This window comes from Stenotrophomonas sp. LST15-1-1.1 (genome assembly GCF_040815575.1).
Lineage (GTDB): Bacteria > Pseudomonadota > Gammaproteobacteria > Xanthomonadales > Xanthomonadaceae > Stenotrophomonas > Stenotrophomonas lactitubi_B.
The window spans coordinates 300655-318161 of the sequence record NZ_JBFPNJ010000001.1 but is presented as its reverse complement, the minus strand read 5'-3'; the positions used below and the strand labels follow the sequence as shown (position 1 = coordinate 318161).

The window sequence follows — 17507 nt, the reverse complement described above, 5'->3', positions numbered from 1 at the left end:
TCGGCGCCGCGCATGCCGACCAAGGTCGGCATCTACCTTGCCCCTGAAGCTCCTTGTAGAGCCGAGCCCATGCTCGGCTGCACCCGAAAGCAGCCGAGCATGGGCTCGGCTCTACAGGTCTGCGCCTCACAACAACTGAACATGTCACCAGACAGTCATCTGTCTAGCGCACCATTTTCACGTTGATCGAACGGCGCCTCCGGCGCCCGCGATCGCATCGCGTCTTCCCCCTTTCATCTGCCTGAGCTCCGCTTCCATGCGGGGGCTCGCGCCTGCCTGAGTGCCTGTTCCATGACCAAGACCCTGTTGGCTGCTGCGTTGTCCCTTGCCCTTGCGCCGACCGCATGGGCGCAGCAGGCGCCGTCGGCCACCGACCTCGATGCCGTTTCAGTCATCGGCAGTGGCGAGGCACGCCAGGTGCAGCGCATCACCCGCGAGAACCTGGACATCCTGCCGCCAGGCACCAGCCTGCAGAAGACACTGAACCTGCTGCCCGGCGTCAACGCGCAGTCGGCCGACGCGCTGGGTACCAACGAACAGTCGATGACCCTCAGCCTGCGCGGCTTCAACGCCACCCGGCTGGGCTACACATTGGACGGCGTACCTCTGGGCGATGGCGCGTACAACAACTACAACGGCCTGACCATCAACCGTGCGTTGATCAGCGAGAACATGGCAGGCGCCGAACTCGCGGTGGGCATCGGCAGCCTCGGCACGCCATCCACCAGCAACCTCGGCGGCACCATTTCCTATACCTCCGACCGACCGGCGCAGGAACTGGGCGGCCGCGTGGTGCAGACCTTCGGCAGCGATGCCAACCGCCGCACCTTCGTGCGCGTGGACAGCGGCGAGTACAACGGATTCTCCGGCTACGTGTCGGGCATGAACGCGGTCTCGGACCTCTGGAACGACCAGACCGCGTACAACACATCCACCACCAGGCAGTTCAATGCCAAGGGCGTGTGGAACTTCGGCAGCGGCCAGATCACCGGCTTCGTCGACACCTCGCGCACCAGCCAGGCGGACTACTTCTACCTGTCCAAGGACGAGATGTCCCGCGGCCTGGGCTGGGACTGGGGCGGCTACGCACCGGACTGGAACAAGGCCGTGGCCAAGGCCTACTGCAACACCGCCAGCCTCAACGCGAAGAAGTGCGACAACAGCGGTCCTGACAAGGACGCCGACGGTGCGTTCACTGCCGGGCAGATCCTGCGCGATGACAACCTGTACTATCTGGCCGGCGACTTCTTCCTCGCCGACGGCTTCACCCTGCGGGCGCTGGCCTACCACCACGACGACCGTGGCGAAGGCCACAACTGGAACAGCGGCGCGTGGTCGAACAAGGGCACTGCGCAGGAAATCCCGATCATCTTCCGCAACACCATCTACACCATCGACCGCGATGGCGGCACGCTGTCGTTCGATTGGGAGCTGGGTGCGCACCGCATCGAAGGTGGCGTCTGGTACGAACGCAACACCAGCAGCGCCGAGCGCTACCAGACCGCGGTGGACGGACCACGCGACCTCAGCGTTATGAACACCCTGCCCTCGGATGTGGGTGTGTTCGCCCAGCGCACGCGTTGGAAGACCCACCAGTTCTTCCTGAAGGACACCTGGCGCCTGCTTGACGACCGTTTGACGCTGGAGTTCGGCGCCAAGAGTCCGCGTGCCACCTCCGACGCGCAGGCACTGCCCGGCGATGCGAGGACACCGATCTCGCCGAGCTCGAACAACCAGTTCGCCACCGGCTCGCTGAAGGCCAGCAAGAACTTCCTGCCCAGTGTCGGCGCCAACTTCCGCCTCAGCGAGCATCACGAAGTGTTCGCCAGCTACGCCGAGAACATCGCCATGTTCCAGGGCGGCTTCAAGCTGGGCCCGCAGGCGGTCAGCCAGGCCACCTGGAACGCACAGGGCAACCTGAAGCCGGAGGAATCACGCTCGCTGGAAGCGGGGTATCGCTTCGTCACCGACACCCTGCAGGCATCGGTCGCTGCCTACAGCGTGCGCTTCGACAACCGCCTGCTGCAGTACAACCCCTGCGACTCGCGGCAGCCGGTCGGACCGACCTGCGGCAACCGCTTCTACAACGTCGGCGGCGTCGACAGCCGCGGTGCCGAACTGACCGTGCTGTGGACACCGAACGAGCACTTCAGCTGGTACACCTCGGCGTCGCTGAACCGCTCGACGTATGCCTCCAACTACATCCAGGCGGGCGTCGAGCAGCAGATCAAGGGCAAGGTCCAGACCGACACGCCCAAGCAGCTGCTGGCCACCGAGATCACCTGGCGCGACAACGGCTGGTTCGCCAGCCTGCGCGGCAAGTACACCGGCGAGCGCTTCTACACCTATACCAATGACCAGGGCTTCGGCGGCTTCACCGTGTTCGACCTGGCCGGTGGCTACGATTTCGGCCAGGTTGGCTTCGCCAAGGGCATGCGCCTGTCGCTGAACGTCACCAACCTGGGTGACAAGCGCTACGCCAGCAACCTGGATTCGAGCGTATTCGCACCCAGCGACCCGTCGGGCAAGCTGTATGTGTTCCATGCGTCGGCACCGCGCCAGGTGTTCGGTACCATCGACATCCGCTTCTGATCACCGGCCGAGGAGTCCATTGATGTCCGCAACTGCCCTGCTGTTGGCCGCGCTCTCGGTCAGCGGCTACAACGCACCGCATGAAGCCCGCGGCATGCCACCACGCGCGGTGGACGTGGGCAGCTTCACCTACGTGGACAAGGGATTGGTCGCCGCCGGGCGATTGCCGGCCGGCACGGTGGACTTCCTCGGCGATACGCTGGGCTCGTTCTCGTCGTTGGCGATACAGCCGGGCACGTGGCGGCGCACCGCGCGGGGCTACCAAGGGGTGCTGTGGACGCTGCCCGACCGCGGCCGCAACGATCCGGAGGCCGGCCTGTTCTACGACTACGCCGGCCGCCTGGAACGCATGAAGCTGCGCATCGAATGGCCGCAGGGAACGGCCAAGGGCTTCGGCGTGGTGACGATGACGCCCGACAAGGGCCTGGTGCTGAAGGACTACAACGGCCAGCCCTTCACCGGTGCAGACCCGGGTGATCACACGATCAACCAGCGTGGCGTGGTGCTGCCCTCGCCCGCCGTTGGCGCGGGGGCCGGCAAGGTCGCCCTCGATGCGGAATCCCTGCAGTTCACTGCCGACGGCCACTTCTACATCGGCGACGAGTACACCGCCAACGTCTACTACTTCGATGCACAGGGCCAGCTGCAGGGAGTGATCGTGCCGCCGCTGGCGATCCGACCACAACGTGATGGCAAGCCTGCCTTTGGATCGTTGGCCGCGCCGCAGACCGGGCGCCGCAACAACCAGGGCGTGGAAGGCATGAGCCTGTCGCCCGACGGCACACGGCTGTTTGTTGCCCTGCAGAGTGCCTTGATCCAGGACAGCGCGCCGGGCAATGCCGCCGGCCGCATCAATACCCGCGTGCTGGTCTACGACGTGTCCACCAACCCGACGCCGACGCAACCGGTCGGCCATCACGTGATGATCCTGCCCGCCTATGCCCATGACGGCAAGGGCAAGCTCGACCGTACCGCTGCACAGAGCGAGCTGCGTGCATTGGACAACGAGCGCTTCCTGATGCTGGCCCGCGATGGCAATGGCCTGGGCAAGGATGGCGATGACCCGATCGTGTACAAATCGGTGCTGCTGGTGAACGTGGCGCAGGCGTCCAATCTGGCGGATACGGAATATGAGACCGGCACGGCATCGGTGCTGGCCGATCCGGCTGATGCGATCTTGAAGACCGGTATCGTGCCCGCCCAGGTCAAAGAGGTGCTGAACCTGCTCGACCGGCCACAACTGGCCCGGGCTGGGCTGGACCTGGATACAGGGCGCGGCCCGCACCCGGGACTGCTGTCGGAGAAGTGGGAGGCGATGGACGTGTTGCCGGCGCTTGATCCAGAGCACCCGAATGACGTACTGCTGCTGATCGGCAACGACAACGACTTCATCGCCCGCAGCTGCCGCATGCAGGGCGAGCACTGCGACAGCGCGTACGACAACGACAACCGGGTACTGGTGTATCGGCTAACCCTGCCGCAGCCGCTACCCGTCACGCCACGATAGATTCTGTAGAGCCGAGCCCATGCTCGGCTGCTCTGCACGGAATGTTCCCGCATTGAGCAATAAGCCGAGCATGGGCTCGGCTCTACAGAGTGCATTCCTACCCGCGCAGCGTGGCGCCACCATCCACGTACAGGTCACTCATCGCCACGTGCCCGGCCTGCTCGGACAGCAGGAACATCACCGCCTGTGCGATGTCCTCCGGCGTGGCCAGCTTGCGCAACGGAATGCCGGCCTTGTAGGTGGCCGGATTGCCAGCAATCACCCGCGCCGCGCCTTGCTCGTCTTCCCACATGCCAGTCTGCATCGGGGTCAGCGTGGAGCCAGGCGCAACGATATTGCAACGGATGCCCAGCGGCGCCAGCTCCAGGCCCAGGCAGCGGGTGAACATCGTCGCCGCCGCCTTCGAGGCCGCATAGGCGGCCATGCCGTGCCGTGGCACACCCGCCGCGTTGGAGCTGACGGTCACGATGGCGCCTTGCCGGCGCGGTGACATCACCCGCGCCAGTGCACGACCGACATGGAACACACCATCGGCATTGACCGCGAATACCCTGCGCCAATCCGCGTCGCTGGTGTCCACGACTTCGCCGACATGCAGCACGCCGGCCACACTGGCTGCCAGCGTGATCGGTCCCACCGTGGCTTCCACCTGGTCGACCAGGGCGTCCACCGCCGCACCGTCGGTGACGTCGAGTGCGAAGGCCTGCACGCGCCCATCGTCGATCGCCAGCGCAGGCCGCTCACGATCGGTTGCCACCACCCGGCATCCTGCGTCCAGCAGCTGCCCCACCAGTGCCGCGCCGATACCGCCCGCTGCGCCGGTGACCAGCGCCACGTTTCCTTCAAAACCGGTCAACTGCACGTTGCATTCTCCTGTTGCCTGTCCCATTGCTGCAGACGCGCCGACAACCACGGTGCCAGCTGTGCCACGGCATCGCGACCGGTCAGTTCGGCGTGCAGGAACGGCAGCTCGATGGCGTCCACCTGCAGCGCATGGGCCTTCCACAGCGCGGACTGCAGTTGCGGCCTTGCCTGATGATCGCGTCCGGCGCGCACATGCGCCAGCGTTCCCACGAAGGGTCGGTGCTGGTGTTCGCGGATCAATCGATTGGTTCCGGTCACCGCCCGCACTACGCCGTCGAGCACCACCTCGGGCAGGCTGCCCAGCGCGCTGCCGCCGCGCCGAAGGAAGGCGAGGATGCGCGCGCGGTCGTCCAGCTCAGGATGCGCGTCCGGATCATGCCCTGCGATGGCCAGCAGCGCCCGCAGCGCGGCAATCGGGTCGGGCTCTGGTTCGGCACGCCAGCACTCGCTGGGATAGGCATCGAGCAGCACCAGTTCGCCGACCTCGCGGCCGATGTCGTGCAGGCGAACCGCCATCGCCTGCGCGAGGATGCCGCCCACCGACCAGCCGAGCAGGTGGATCGGCCCCTGCGGCTGCAGCGTGATCACCCGCTGCACATAGTCATTGGCCATGGCCTCGATGCTGCCTGGCAGGGGTTGCGCAGGATCCAGCGCGGGTGATTGCAGGCCGTACACCGCGCGCGTTGGCTGCAGCGCCCGGGCAAGCGCACGATAGTTCCATGCAATGCCCCCGGCCGGGTGCAGCACGAACAAGGGCGCCACGGTTGGCTCGTCGGACGCAGACAACGCAATCACCGGTCCCAACGCGTGATCGGCATGTGCAGGCGGCTCGGCAATGCGTGCCGCCAGCGCGGCAACGGTTGGCTGCGCGAACAGCGCGCCGAGACCCAGCTCGCAACACCAGCGCTGCTCGATGGCCAGCAGCAGGTGCACGGCCGACAGCGAGTCGCCTCCGAGACTGAAGAAATCCACGTCGACGGCCACCGGCGATTCACGCCCCAGCGACTGCGCGAACAACCCGGCCAGTTCCTGCTCCAGCGGCGTGCGCGGCGCCTGCCCCGCGACCTTCTGTTGCGGCGGCTTCGGCAGCGCAGCCCGATCCAGCTTGCCATTGGCCGTCACCGGCCACTGATCCACGCCGACGAACGCAGACGGCACCATGTAGTCCGGCACCCGTGTCAGCAGATGACTTCGCAGCACGGCTGCATCGGCCAGGGCCATGGGCACATAGGCGACCAGCCGCGCCTCGCCGGGAAGATCATCGCGCAACAGTACTTCCACCCGGTCCATGCCAGGCAACTCGCGCAACGCCGCTTCGATCTCGCCCAGCTCGATGCGCAGGCCGCGCAGTTTCACCTGGTGGTCGCTGCGCCCCAGGTACTCGACAGCACCGTCGGCCCGCCAGCGCGCCACGTCGCCAGTGCGATAGATGCGCTCCCCCGGCAGGAACGGATCGGCCAGGAAGCGCTCGGCCGTCAGGTCATCGCGACCGAGGTAGCCGCGCGCCAACTGCACACCGCCAAGGTAAAGGTCACCTGCCACGCCCACCGGCACGGGCTGCATCCGTGCGTCCAGCACATACAGCCGGGTGTTCCAGACCGGGAAACCGATCGGCACCGGGCGCGAGCAATCATCGGCCGACGCCGGCCACCAGCTCACATCCACTGCCGCCTCGGTCGGCCCGTACAGGTTGTGCAGTTCGGATTGCATTCTCGCGTGGAAGCGATCGCGGAGCGTGGCGTCCAGCGCCTCGCCACTGGTGAACACGCGCCGCAGCCGCAGGTCCTGTGAGGCCGGTGCCGCCAGGAACGCATCCAGCATCGACGGCACGAAATGCGCGGTGGTGATGCCATGCACACGGATCAATCGCGCCAGCTCGGTCGGGTCGCGGTGCGCGTCCGGCCCCGCCAGCACCAGCGTCGCGCCGCACAGCAGTGGCAGGAAGAATTCCCAGACCGATACGTCGAAGGTTGCCGGGGTCTTCTGCAGAATCCGGTCGTCGGCGCCGATGCCGTAGTGCTCGCGCATCCACAGCAGGCGATTGACGATGGCGCGATGCTCGATCACCACGCCCTTGGGCTCGCCGGTCGAACCGGAGGTATAGATCACATAGGCCGCGTCGTCGCCCATCGGGCCGGGCCAGGGTGCGGCGAAGCTCACATCGGTCCACTGATCCGGCGGCAGCACCGTTACGTCTGCCAACCGGGATTGCGCGCTGCTCTCTGCCAGCACACAGACCGGCTGCGCCGACGCCAGGATGCGCGCCAGGCGCTCCGCCGGATGGGCAAGGTCGAGTGGCAGGTACGCGCCACCTGCGCGCAGTACCGCCAGCAGCGCCACCACCAGTTCCAGCGAACGCGGCAGCGCTACGGCGACGATGGTGCCCGGCCCCACGCCCAGCGAACGCAGCTGCGCGGCCAGGGCGAAGCTGCGCGCCTCCAGCGTGGCATGGTCCAGCGTCGTATCGCCGAACACCAGCGCCGGTGCTGACGGATCACGGTCCATGCCCTGCTGCAGCAGTTCGACCAGGGTGGTGTCAGGCAGCGGATGGGTGGTGGCATTGAAGCCATGCACGAGCTGTTTGGATTCTTCCGGCGTGGCCAGCGGCACCGCCGCGATGTCTTCGGCCTGCAGCGCCGCCGACACGAAATGCAGCAGCCGCCGGGCATGCGCCTTCACCTCGTCCAGATCGTACAGGGCGGGGTTCGCTTCAATCTCCAGATCCAGCAGGGTCTGTCCATCGCCACGGAAGCCCAGTGTCAAATCGTCCACCGGCCCGGTGCTCAGCACCTCCAGCGAGGCCCGCACACCCGGCAGCGCCAGCGGCTTGTAGAAGGGCTGTACGTTGATCAACGGCCCATGCAGGCGGTGCTGTGCGCCGACCAGCCCAAGGTCACGACGCAACTGCTCGCCACGGTAGCGGCCATGCTTGCGGCCCTGGCTAAGCTGGCGCCCGATGCGCCGGCAGAATTCCTCGACGCTGTCCTCGCCGCCCGCCACCCGCAGCGGCAACACGTTCATCACCATCGCCGGCACCCGCGCCGCGACGCTGCCCAGCCGCGCCATGTAGGGCACGCCGAGCACGACTTCCTCGGATGCGCTCATGCGGCGCACATACTCGGCGGCCAATGCAGCGAGCACATCCGGCCACGGCTGCAGCCACGATGCCGAAACCTGCAGCAGGCGCTCGCGGAAGGATGCGTCCACCGGCTGCACCCAGCGCACGGCATCGTCACTGGCAGCGGCGTTTCCGGCCAGGCCAGCGCAGGCCGGCGCGCCCTGCAGTGCCTGCAGCCACCACTGCCTGTCCGCGTCGCGGCGCGCATCGCTGCGATAGCTGGCATCGTCGGCCAGCACGCCCGCCAGCGCAGGCAACGCGCTACCGGTGCGACCCGCATACAGTGCGCAGACACGGTCAGTGAACAGCGCCATGCCATAGCCATCGGTGGCCAGGTGATGCACGCGCAGGTACCAGGCCCAGCGCTGGCCACCCAGGTTGAACAGCACCTGCTGGCTCAGTCGGTCGCGGGTGGGATCGACCGCGCTGCAGCGATCAGCCTGCATCGCGGCGCGTACCGTCTGCTGCGGATCAGCCGCAGCAGCGACATCGCGCAGCTGCAGAGATGGCACCCACGTGGATTCGTGCCATTGCACCGGCTGGCCATCCTCGGCCTCGGCGAAACGCAAGGCCAGCGCCTCGGCCTCGGCGGCGGCCTGGTTGGCGGCGGCAGTGAACGCCACCACATCCAACGGACCCTCGATCCACACCGCATGCGCGGTATTGAATGCAGGGTTTTCCGGTGCCAGCCGCTGGGCAAACCACAGCCCGGCCTGCGCCTCGGTCAGCGGCAGCGGCGCTCCGTTCATGCTGTCTGTGCGGCCTGCAGCTGCTGCACCATCGCCCACCACTGGCGCAGCGTGGTGTGTTCGGCCAGCTGCGAAAATTCCAGTGGCAGCCCGGTGTTGCCCCAGGCCAGCACCAGCCCCAGCATGCGCATCGAATCCAGGTCCAGATCGATCAGGTTGTCATCGTCGCCGATGTCAGCCGCCTGGCAATCCAGTACGCGGGCGACGTCGGCGCGCATGCGCTCCAGGGTCAAGGCTTCGGTCGTCGCTTTCATCACAATCCCTCCAGCAACTGATCGGTGGTCATCGGTACGCCGCAGGTGCGGGCGATCCAGTGCAGCGCCTGATCGTGGTCGGCACGCGAGAAATCGGCCACGGCATCGGCAGCGATGAAGGTTTCGATGTCGCGCTGGAACGCCTCCACCGCCGTGGCGGTGCATCCGATGTGCGCGTAGACGCCGGTGATCAGCAGCTGATCACGGCCACGCACGCGCATCAGCGTCTCCAGATTGCTGCGCTGGAATGCGCTGTAGCGGTGCTTGACCAGCACATGCTCGCCCGATGCCGGTGCCAGCGCGTCGATGATCGGCTCGTGGTCGGCACGACGGCCCATGCCTGGACCCCACAGGTCTGCCTGCAGGCCGCGGTCACGGCGGTCCTGGTCGCCATGCTGGGCGGTGTAGAACACCGGAATGCCGTGCGTGCGGCAATGTCCCAGCAGTCGCGCGATATTGTCCACTGCTGGACGCAGCGGCGCGTTTCCCGCATCAAAGGCGGCGAGGAAATAGCGCTGCATGTCGTGCACCAGCAAGGCAACACGATCACGCTGGGGACGCCAGGCACCACGCGCCTGCGGCAGTTCCGGGGCGGTCGGCAGGGAATACGGGGCAATACGGGGCAGCGCCATCAGCGCGTTCCTCCTGTCTGTTGCAGATGACGCGCACGCAGCTGCGCGCGCAGTTCACGGCGGCTGATCTTGCCAACCGCCGTGGTATCGAAGCTGTCCACGAAAACAATCTGATCGGGCACCTTGAACGCGGCCAGCCCACGTCCGCGCATCCACGCCTTCAGCGCCGGTGCCTTGATCGCCTCGCCCTGCTGGATCACGAAGGCACAGCTGCGCTCGCCCAGATAGTCGTCCGGAATGGAAACCACGGCGGCATCGAACACACTGGCATGGGCCAGCAGATGGTCTTCGATCTCCTCGGCGGAGATCTTCTCGCCGGCCCGGTTGATGTGGTCGCCGGCACGACCCTGCACCACCAGGTAGCCCCCGGGCAGCTGCTGCACGCGGTCGCCGGTGCGATAGAAACCATCGTCGGTGAACGAGCGCGCATTCGCCGCCGCATCGTTGTGGTAGCCGCGGATGGTATACGGGCCACGCGTGAGCAGATGGCCAACCTCGCCTGCGGTAACAGGCCGGTCATGGTCATCGACCACGAGTACTTCGTCATCGGCACTGATCGGCCGCCCCTGGCAGGCGACGATCAGTTCCGGCGGATCATCCAGCCGGGTGTAGTTGACCAGGCCTTCGGCCATGCCGAACACCTGCTGCAACGTGCAACCGAGGCCATCGATGACCCGCCGCGCGGCTTCCGGCACCAGCTTGGCGCCACCAACCTGCAGGACCTGCAGGCTGGACAGATCGTGCCTGCTGGTCGCCGCCGCCTGCGCCCACAGCAGTGCCAGCGGTGGTACCAGACCACAGCAGGTCACCTTCTCGCGCGCGATCAACGGGAATGCCGCATCCGGGCCGGGGCCCGGGCTGAGCACCACGCGGGCGCCGGCGTACAGCGCACCGAAGAAACCCGGTGAACTCATCGGGAAGTTGTGTGCCGCCGGCAGCGCGACCAGGTACACGCTGTCGCGGTCGATGCCGCAGATTTCGTTGCTGGCGCGGAACGAGTAGATGTAATCGTCATGCGTGCGCGGAATCAGCTTTGACAGCCCGGTACTGCCGCCGGAGATCTGCAGGAAAGCCACCGACTGCGGGTCAGGATCGGCCGGCAGCTGGCTGCGGTCGCCCTGCAGCGAGTCCAGCGCGACGAACTCGGCCGCGTCGCCATCGATCAACACGTGGCGCACCGCCGGCACCTCCACCTGCAGCGCACGCGCCAGGCCACGATGGTCGAAACCCTCATGTACATCGGTACTGATGTAGGCACTGGCCTCGGCCTTGCGGGCGAAGTGGGCCAGCTCGGTGATGCGATGCGCCGGCAGTGCGTACACCGGCACCAGCCCGGCGCGGAACAGACCGCAGATGGTGCTGATGAAACTGGCGGTGTTGCCCAGCTGCACCAGCACGCGCTCCCCGGATTGCAGGCCCAGCGCCAGCAGGCCGGCCCCGATACGCCCCGCCTCATGCCAGAGCTGCGCATAGCTCAAGCGCACATCGCCCGCCACTACCGCGATGTCATCGGCGTGGCGCTCGGCGCGTTCGCGCAGGAAACCGGGGAAGGTTTCGCCACGCCAATGACCTGCAGCCCGATAGCGCGCGACCAGCGCTTCGGGCCATTGCTGCTGCAGCGGCAGGTGGGAGTCAACGGCGGACGGCGTCATGCGGATACCTCGATCAGGGGCAGCGGGTCCTGCACGCCCAGTGCGTTCAACAGCGCAGCGAATTTGGCGCCGGTCTCGGCGACCTCGGCGGCAGGCTGCGAGTCGGCGACGATGCCGGCGCCGGCATACAGGCGCAGCTGGGTGCCCTGCAGGCGCGCGCAGCGGATCGCCACGTACCAGTCGCCGTCACCCTGTGCATCCAGCCAGCCCACGGCACCGGCATAGAAGCCGCGCGGCACCGGTTCCAGCGCACGGATGCGCTGCAGTGCCTCCATCCGCGGGGTACCGCAGACCGCCGGGGTGGGATGCAGCTCGGCCAGCAGGGTCGCCGCCGAGGTGGCAGCGTCCTTCAGCGTGGCGTGGATGCGCGTTCCCAGATGCCACATGCTGGCGGTAGCGTGCAGCACCGGGCGCGGCTGCGCCTCGATGTGGCTGCACCAGGGCGACAGGCCATCGACGATGGCTTCCACCACATGGCGGTGTTCATCGTGATCCTTTGCCGATGCCAGCAGCGCCTGTGCGGCGCGCTCGTCGGCCGCCGGGTCGGCACTGCGCCGGGCCGAACCGGCAAGCGGATGCGACAGTACCTGCGCACCGCGCTTGCGCAGCAGCAGCTCCGGCGTCGCCCCCACCAGCCACGCCGGTGCCTGGCCGACGTCCACCGGCAGTGGCACGGCGTAGGTCGCCACCGAAGGATCGGTGCCCAGGCGGGCCAGCAGCATTTCCGGCGACAGCGCCTGCTGCGTGTGCGCCACCAGGCTGCGCGCCAGTACCACCTTGTGCAGCGCCGGGTCGGGTGTGCGCATCACGCTGACCGCGTCGGCCACCGCCGCTGCATAGTCCTGCGCGGACGGCTCGGCGCTCAGCGCTCCGGCCAGCGCCGGCGCCGCCTGTGACTGCACAGGCAATGCCGGCAGCAGGCGCTCGGGCTGGTACAACGCATCATCGGCACGCGGCTCGAACGGCACCGCGCCGACCAGCAGGCCCGGGCCACCGCGCTGCTGCGCGAAGAACGTCGCCACGCGCTCGGCCAGCGTGGCCAGCGCGCCCGCCGGCAAAGGTGCGCGGCAGCCCCGCGCGTGCATCTGCTGATCGGCCTGCCGCAGCAGGAACAGCGATGCTTCAGCGGTGGGCTCCGGCAGCATCGACGCAGCCTCCGGCCACGCGCCCTGCATCAGGGAATCGTTCATGTCGTCTCCTTCATCCGATACGCCGCGGCCAGCACGCACAGCACCAGCAGCAATACGCCGACCAGCAGATAAGGCAGGCTGGCCCCGCCGCGATACAACAGGGTGCCGAGCATCGGCCCGGCCACCATGCCCAGTCCCTGTGCCGCCGCGACCGTGCCAGCCGCCGCACCCTGTTCGTGCGCCTGCACCGCATCGGCGGCCAACGCCTGGAACGAGGGAAACACGAAGCCCATGCCGAACGCCGCGAGCGCGTAGGCCGCGGGCAACTGCCAGGTCTGCTGCACCGCGGCCACCGACGCGAAGCCGATGCCAGCGATCAGTGCGCCGAGGATGATCCATCGTCGGGGATGCACGTCCAGCTTCATCACCAGCCCCTGCGCGAGGATCAGGCCCACACCCACTGCAGTCAGTGCGATGCCGGCCATGCGCGCGCCTTCGGCTGCATCCAGGCCGAAGCGATCGATGGCGAAGAAGCCGACCGTGACCTGGGCGATGGTGACCGACACCATCGCCACGAATGCAGCCATCTGCGGCAGGCGCAGCCGCGGGTCGAGGCGCGACAGTGGTACGCGCTCGCGGTTCTGCGCGGCAGCGACCGGTGGCGTGGCCGGCAAGCGCCAGGCCAGCAGGCCCAGCGCGAGCAGCGGCAACAGTGCCGCCACATACAGCGCCAGCGGCAGGTTCTTGTAGGCAAGCCATCCGGCAGCAGCTGGACCCAGCACCATTCCCAGCGCGTTGGCGCTGCCCAGGCGGGCGAGGAATTTCGCACGTTGGCCGGTGGGTGCCTTGTCGGCAATCAGCGCGGCAGCGGTCGGCGGCACTGCCGCGTAGAACAGGCCGATCAGGCCACGCGCCCCTACCAGCACCAGCACCGAGACCAGCACCGGCGGTATCGTCTGCAGTGCGACATCGATGAACACCGCAAGCGCGATGTAGACCACGGTGTAGGCACTCATCGCCAGCATCAGCACGCGCTTGCGGCCGATGCGGTCGCTGAGCTGGCCCCAGGGGCGAGCGGCCAGCATCCACAACACACCCGCGGCCGTGACCGACAGACCGGCATGCCATTCGGACAGGCCCAGCAGGCGGACCACCGGACCGATGACGGCGACGAAGGACATCATCGCCATGGTGCCGATCAGGGCTGCCAACACCAGCGCCGGCAAGCCGGGAACCACGGGACGTGCATGCATGGAACACCAACCGTAACCAAGGAGGGAACGCCGGGCGCCTATGCACCCCACGCGACGTCGCCCTGTCAGGCGGCGACGCCATCCTTAAATGATAACGGCTCGCATTTGCATTTGATACCCATTCGCTTAACGGGCACGCACCCGCGGGTGCATCACTGCCCTGCGCGTACCGACAGAAGGCCGCGACGCTTGAACCACCATTCCAGCGGCAGGGTCACCAACGGCGGAACTGCGGCCAGCAAGGCCAGACCCGTTGCCCACCAGGGCCAGCGCAGGCGCAGCGCCGCAAACAGGGTCACCGCCACGTAGACCATGAACGCCACGCCATGCAGCGGCCCGAACAGCTTCACCAGCGCGACGTTGGCCTGCGGGCCGTACTTGAGCCACATGCCGGCCAGCAGACCCGCCCAGGTGATGGCCTCGATGAAGGCGACGATCACGAACAGGCGTCCGGTCGGATGCAGCGGGTTGCGATGGGTCACGCAAGGCTCCAACAGTGGATGTCAAATGCGAATGATACGCAGATGCGAACGATTCGAACACCGAGGGTAGCGCCGGGCCATGCCCGGCGAACGGTAGAGGCGAACGTTAGAGCTGTGTCCAGCGAGATGGACACCTACCGACGCGTATCCGGCAGGATCTGCTCCCCGATCTCACGCAGCACCTCGTCCATCGGCCGGCCGTTGTCGACCAGGTTGAACATCACATGCGCCACGCCCTGCGCATGCACCCGCAACAGGTAGTCGCGCAGGCCATCTCGGCCCACCTTCAAGCCCAGCGGCAGTGGCTCTGCCGGCGCAGCCGGCTCGGCCTGCAGGTCCAGCAGCATCGACTGCACGAACGGTTTGGGCACGCCGCCACGCTGGACCTGGGCCTGCTGCCACAGACCAATGCGCCCTTCCTGCGCGGTTTCTTCGCGGTGATAGGTCGCCCAGCCTTCGGCTTCCCGCGCGATCCATTGCAGGCTCTGCCGTGCAGTACCGACCACCAGCAGCGGAATGCGCCTGGCCGGCGCGGGAAGTACATCGTATCCACCGGTTGCCTGCAGCACCGGCGCACGCTCGGATGGTTCGGGCGACAGCGCCGCACGCAGCAGCGACCAGCGTTCGCGGAAGGTCGCCGCCCTGCTTTGCAGATCCTCGCCGAATGCCGCGAACTCCTCGGGTCGATCACCCGAGCCAAGACCCAGCACGAAGCGTCCACCGCTGATCCGGTCCAGGCTCAGCGCCGACTTCGCCACCTGCAGCGGTTGCCGCAATGGCAGCACGATGGCCGCAGTACCGATCACAATGCGTTCGGTCGCCGCGGCCAGCATGCCCAGCCACAGGAATGGATCATCCAGCGCGCTGGCAGTCGCATCCGGCCCCTGCGGCACCATCAACGGCACATCCCGGGTCCACAGCGCGGCGAAACCCAGATCGTCGGCCAGCCGCGCGATGCGTCGCGCTTCCACTGGATCGGCCAGGCCGTGTGCGGCCACCGGCGTCATCAGGCCAAGGCTGAGGCCCTGCGTTGGAAACAGGCGGGCATGGGCGGGATTGAAATCAGTCATGCCGCCAGCTTAGCGTGGGGCATTGATGCCGTCCCGCCACAGGAAGTACAGCGCATGACCAGGATCCGCGCCGCCCATGTCGATGACCTGCCCGCGATCAGCGCGGTGTGCATGGCCGCCTTCACTTCGGCCGTTGCGCCCATGCTCACCGCCGAGGGCATCGCCACATTCGGCACGGTGGCTGCCGCCTCCGCGTTCGCCGAACGCCTGCAGGGCGACAACCACATTCTTGTGGCCGAAAAGGCAGGCCAGGTGGTCGGCGTGGTGGAACTGAAGGCCGGCCAGCATCTGGCAATGCTGTTCGTCGCACCGGAACTGCAGGGGCAAGGCATTGGTCGTGCCCTGCTGCGGGCGGTGCTGCCGCAGGTGCGTGGCCCGCAGATGACCGTGCGCGCCTCCCTCAACGCGGTGCCGGCCTACGAACACTATGGATTCGTGCTGGATGGTGAGGTTGGCCAGTTCAACGGCCTGATCTACCAACCACTGGTGTTGACGGTGCCCGCTTCGATGGGTGCGGACCTTGGCCCGCACTGATCTCCAGCCCACATGCCGTGCTGCGCGTGCGACATAAGCAAACTGCATCAGCCAGCACCCCGACCGTTCCTACAATGGCCCCATCACCCTGTCCTTCGAGATGCTGCCGATGCGCGTCGCGCTTTCCATGTTGCTGCTGGCCTCGGCCCTGAGCGCCTGCTCACCCGCTTCCGCCCCGGTGCCGACGGCGCAGGCGGCAGCCACCGCCCCGGCCTCCGCCATCGCCTGGCGCCAGGGCGATGTGGATGATGCCTTCAACGAGGCCGCCGAGAGTGGCAAGCCGGTGCTGCTGTACTGGGGCGCGGTGTGGTGCCCGCCGTGCAACCAGCTCAAGGCCGGGCTGTTCAAGGATCCGGCCTTCATCGCATTGACCGGCAAATTCGTGCCGGTGTACCTGGACGGCGACGAGGAAGGCGCGCAGGCGTGGGGCGAACGCTTCGGCGTGCGCGGCTATCCGACCCTGATCGTGCTCGACCCGCAGCGCAACGAAATCACCCGCGTCGCCGGCGGCAACGACGCGGCCGAACTGACCCGAGCACTGACCGTCGCCGCCAGCCGCCGCAGCGCCGTTGCTGAAACGCTCGCGACCGCGCTGGCCACGCCGGCCAAGCTTGGTGCCGAAGACTGGCAGGTGCTGGGTGACTACGGCTGGGAAGTGGATGCAAACCGCCTGGCCGGCAAGCGCAGCACGCAGGACGTGCTGCAGCAGCTGGCCAAGGCCGCACCCGAACCTGCGCTGCAGCGTCGCTTCGCGCTGCTCGCCTTGGCTACAGCCGAGAAACCGACGACAGCACCCACCCAGGTACGCGAACGGTTGCAGGCCGTGCTGGCGCAGCCGGCGGAAGTACGTCGCAACCGCGAGCTGCTGGGCTATGCCGGCGCCGGGCTGGTCAAGCAGGCCAGCGCCGGTCCGGCCAGCAGCAATGCCCTCGGCCAGCAGCTGCTGGTCGCGCTGGAACGCGCCGATGCCGCGCGTGGCGATCGCGCTGACGATGCGTTGTCACGCGCACTGACCGAGCTGGCGCTGGCCCGCCAGCAGCAGCCCGAAGGCGCGCTGCCGGCAGCCCTGGTTGAGCGGGTAAAGCAGCGCGTGGCCGCCGCTGATGCCGCCGCCACGGACGCACACGCGCGCCAGGCCACCATCAGCAGCGCCGTCTACGCGCTGCGTAAAGTCGATGACGATGCAGGCGCAGAGGCCTTGCTGCTGGCCGAGCTGAAGCGCAGCGAGCAGCCTTACTACTACATGCCGGAGCTGGCCGAACTGGCCGAGCAGCGCGGTGATACCGCCGGCGCCCTGGAGTGGTTGAAGCGTGCCTACGAAGGCGCGCAGGGGCCTGCCACGCGCGTGCAATGGGGTGTGCTGTACGTGGAAGGCCTGCTGCGGCTGGCGCCCGACGATGCTCCGCGCATCGAGCAGGCCACCGAGGCGTTGATCGCCGAGCTGGACAAGCAGCCGTCCGGCTACCACCAGCGCACGCGCCAGCGCTTCGAACGGCTGGCCGTACAGCTGCAGGCGTGGAGCGCGAAGCACAAGGGTGCGGAGACGCTGGCACGGTTGCAGCAGCGGATGCAGACCGCCTGTGGTGATCAGGTTGATAGCGCCTGCAAGGATTGGTTGAGCTGACGCCAGACGCAGGATTCGACGGATACAGGTAGTGCCGGCCGCTGGC

General features: G+C 67.5%; 13 protein-coding genes. 4 read left to right on the top strand and 9 right to left on the bottom strand.

Features of this window, described 5'->3' with window-relative positions:
* The first annotated feature begins 291 nt into the window (after positions 1-291).
* Positions 292-2592, top strand: a complete 2301-nt coding sequence (locus tag MRBLST15_RS01500) for a TonB-dependent receptor (RefSeq protein ID WP_367784834.1) — start codon at positions 292-294, stop codon at positions 2590-2592.
* A 22-nt stretch (positions 2593-2614) separates the two neighbouring features.
* Positions 2615-4099: an esterase-like activity of phytase family protein gene (locus MRBLST15_RS01495; protein WP_367784832.1), complete on the top strand. Its 1485-nt coding sequence runs from the start codon at positions 2615-2617 to the stop codon at positions 4097-4099.
* Positions 4100-4196: 97 nt separating this feature from the next.
* Here MRBLST15_RS01495 and MRBLST15_RS01490 read toward each other — a convergent pair whose 3' ends face one another.
* The 9 genes from MRBLST15_RS01490 to MRBLST15_RS01450 form a co-directional block, all read right to left on the bottom strand.
* Positions 4197-4961 (bottom strand): 2,3-dihydro-2,3-dihydroxybenzoate dehydrogenase, encoded by a 765-nt coding sequence (locus tag MRBLST15_RS01490; protein WP_312703874.1) that lies wholly within the window; start codon positions 4959-4961, stop codon positions 4197-4199.
* Positions 4952-8830, bottom strand: coding sequence for an amino acid adenylation domain-containing protein (locus MRBLST15_RS01485; RefSeq protein ID WP_367784830.1), 3879 nt, complete (start codon positions 8828-8830; stop codon positions 4952-4954). Before MRBLST15_RS01485 ends, MRBLST15_RS01490 begins: the two co-directional genes overlap by 10 nt.
* Positions 8827-9084, bottom strand: coding sequence for a phosphopantetheine-binding protein (locus MRBLST15_RS01480; RefSeq protein ID WP_367784828.1), 258 nt, complete (start codon positions 9082-9084; stop codon positions 8827-8829). Before MRBLST15_RS01480 ends, MRBLST15_RS01485 begins: the two co-directional genes overlap by 4 nt.
* Positions 9084-9716, bottom strand: a complete 633-nt coding sequence (locus MRBLST15_RS01475) for an isochorismatase family protein (RefSeq protein ID WP_367784826.1) — start codon at positions 9714-9716, stop codon at positions 9084-9086. Before MRBLST15_RS01475 ends, MRBLST15_RS01480 begins: the two co-directional genes overlap by 1 nt.
* A complete protein-coding gene (locus MRBLST15_RS01470; protein WP_367784824.1) occupies positions 9716-11368 on the bottom strand; it encodes a (2,3-dihydroxybenzoyl)adenylate synthase in 1653 nt (550 codons plus the stop codon). The genes MRBLST15_RS01475 and MRBLST15_RS01470 overlap by 1 nt, the downstream gene beginning before the upstream one ends.
* Positions 11365-12558, bottom strand: coding sequence for an isochorismate synthase (locus tag MRBLST15_RS01465; RefSeq protein WP_367784822.1), 1194 nt, complete (start codon positions 12556-12558; stop codon positions 11365-11367). Before MRBLST15_RS01465 ends, MRBLST15_RS01470 begins: the two co-directional genes overlap by 4 nt.
* On the bottom strand, positions 12555-13751 hold the full coding sequence (locus tag MRBLST15_RS01460; protein WP_367784820.1) for an MFS transporter: 1197 nt from the start codon (positions 13749-13751) through the stop codon (positions 12555-12557). The genes MRBLST15_RS01465 and MRBLST15_RS01460 overlap by 4 nt, the downstream gene beginning before the upstream one ends.
* Positions 13752-13903: 152 nt before the next feature.
* Complete coding sequence (locus MRBLST15_RS01455; RefSeq protein ID WP_367784818.1) at positions 13904-14233, bottom strand: DUF3817 domain-containing protein; 330 nt, start codon at positions 14231-14233, stop codon at positions 13904-13906.
* Between the two features lie 134 nt (positions 14234-14367).
* A complete protein-coding gene (locus MRBLST15_RS01450) occupies positions 14368-15303 on the bottom strand; it encodes a TIGR03571 family LLM class oxidoreductase (RefSeq protein WP_367784816.1) in 936 nt (311 codons plus the stop codon).
* 54 nt (positions 15304-15357) lie between these two features.
* Here MRBLST15_RS01450 and MRBLST15_RS01445 point away from each other — a divergent pair, with 54 nt between their 5' ends.
* Positions 15358-15837: a GNAT family N-acetyltransferase gene (locus MRBLST15_RS01445; protein WP_312703866.1), complete on the top strand. Its 480-nt coding sequence runs from the start codon at positions 15358-15360 to the stop codon at positions 15835-15837.
* 100 nt (positions 15838-15937) lie between these two features.
* Positions 15938-17461 (top strand): thioredoxin family protein, encoded by a 1524-nt coding sequence (locus MRBLST15_RS01440; protein ID WP_367784814.1) that lies wholly within the window; start codon positions 15938-15940, stop codon positions 17459-17461.
* Positions 17462-17507: the final 46 nt, after the last annotated feature.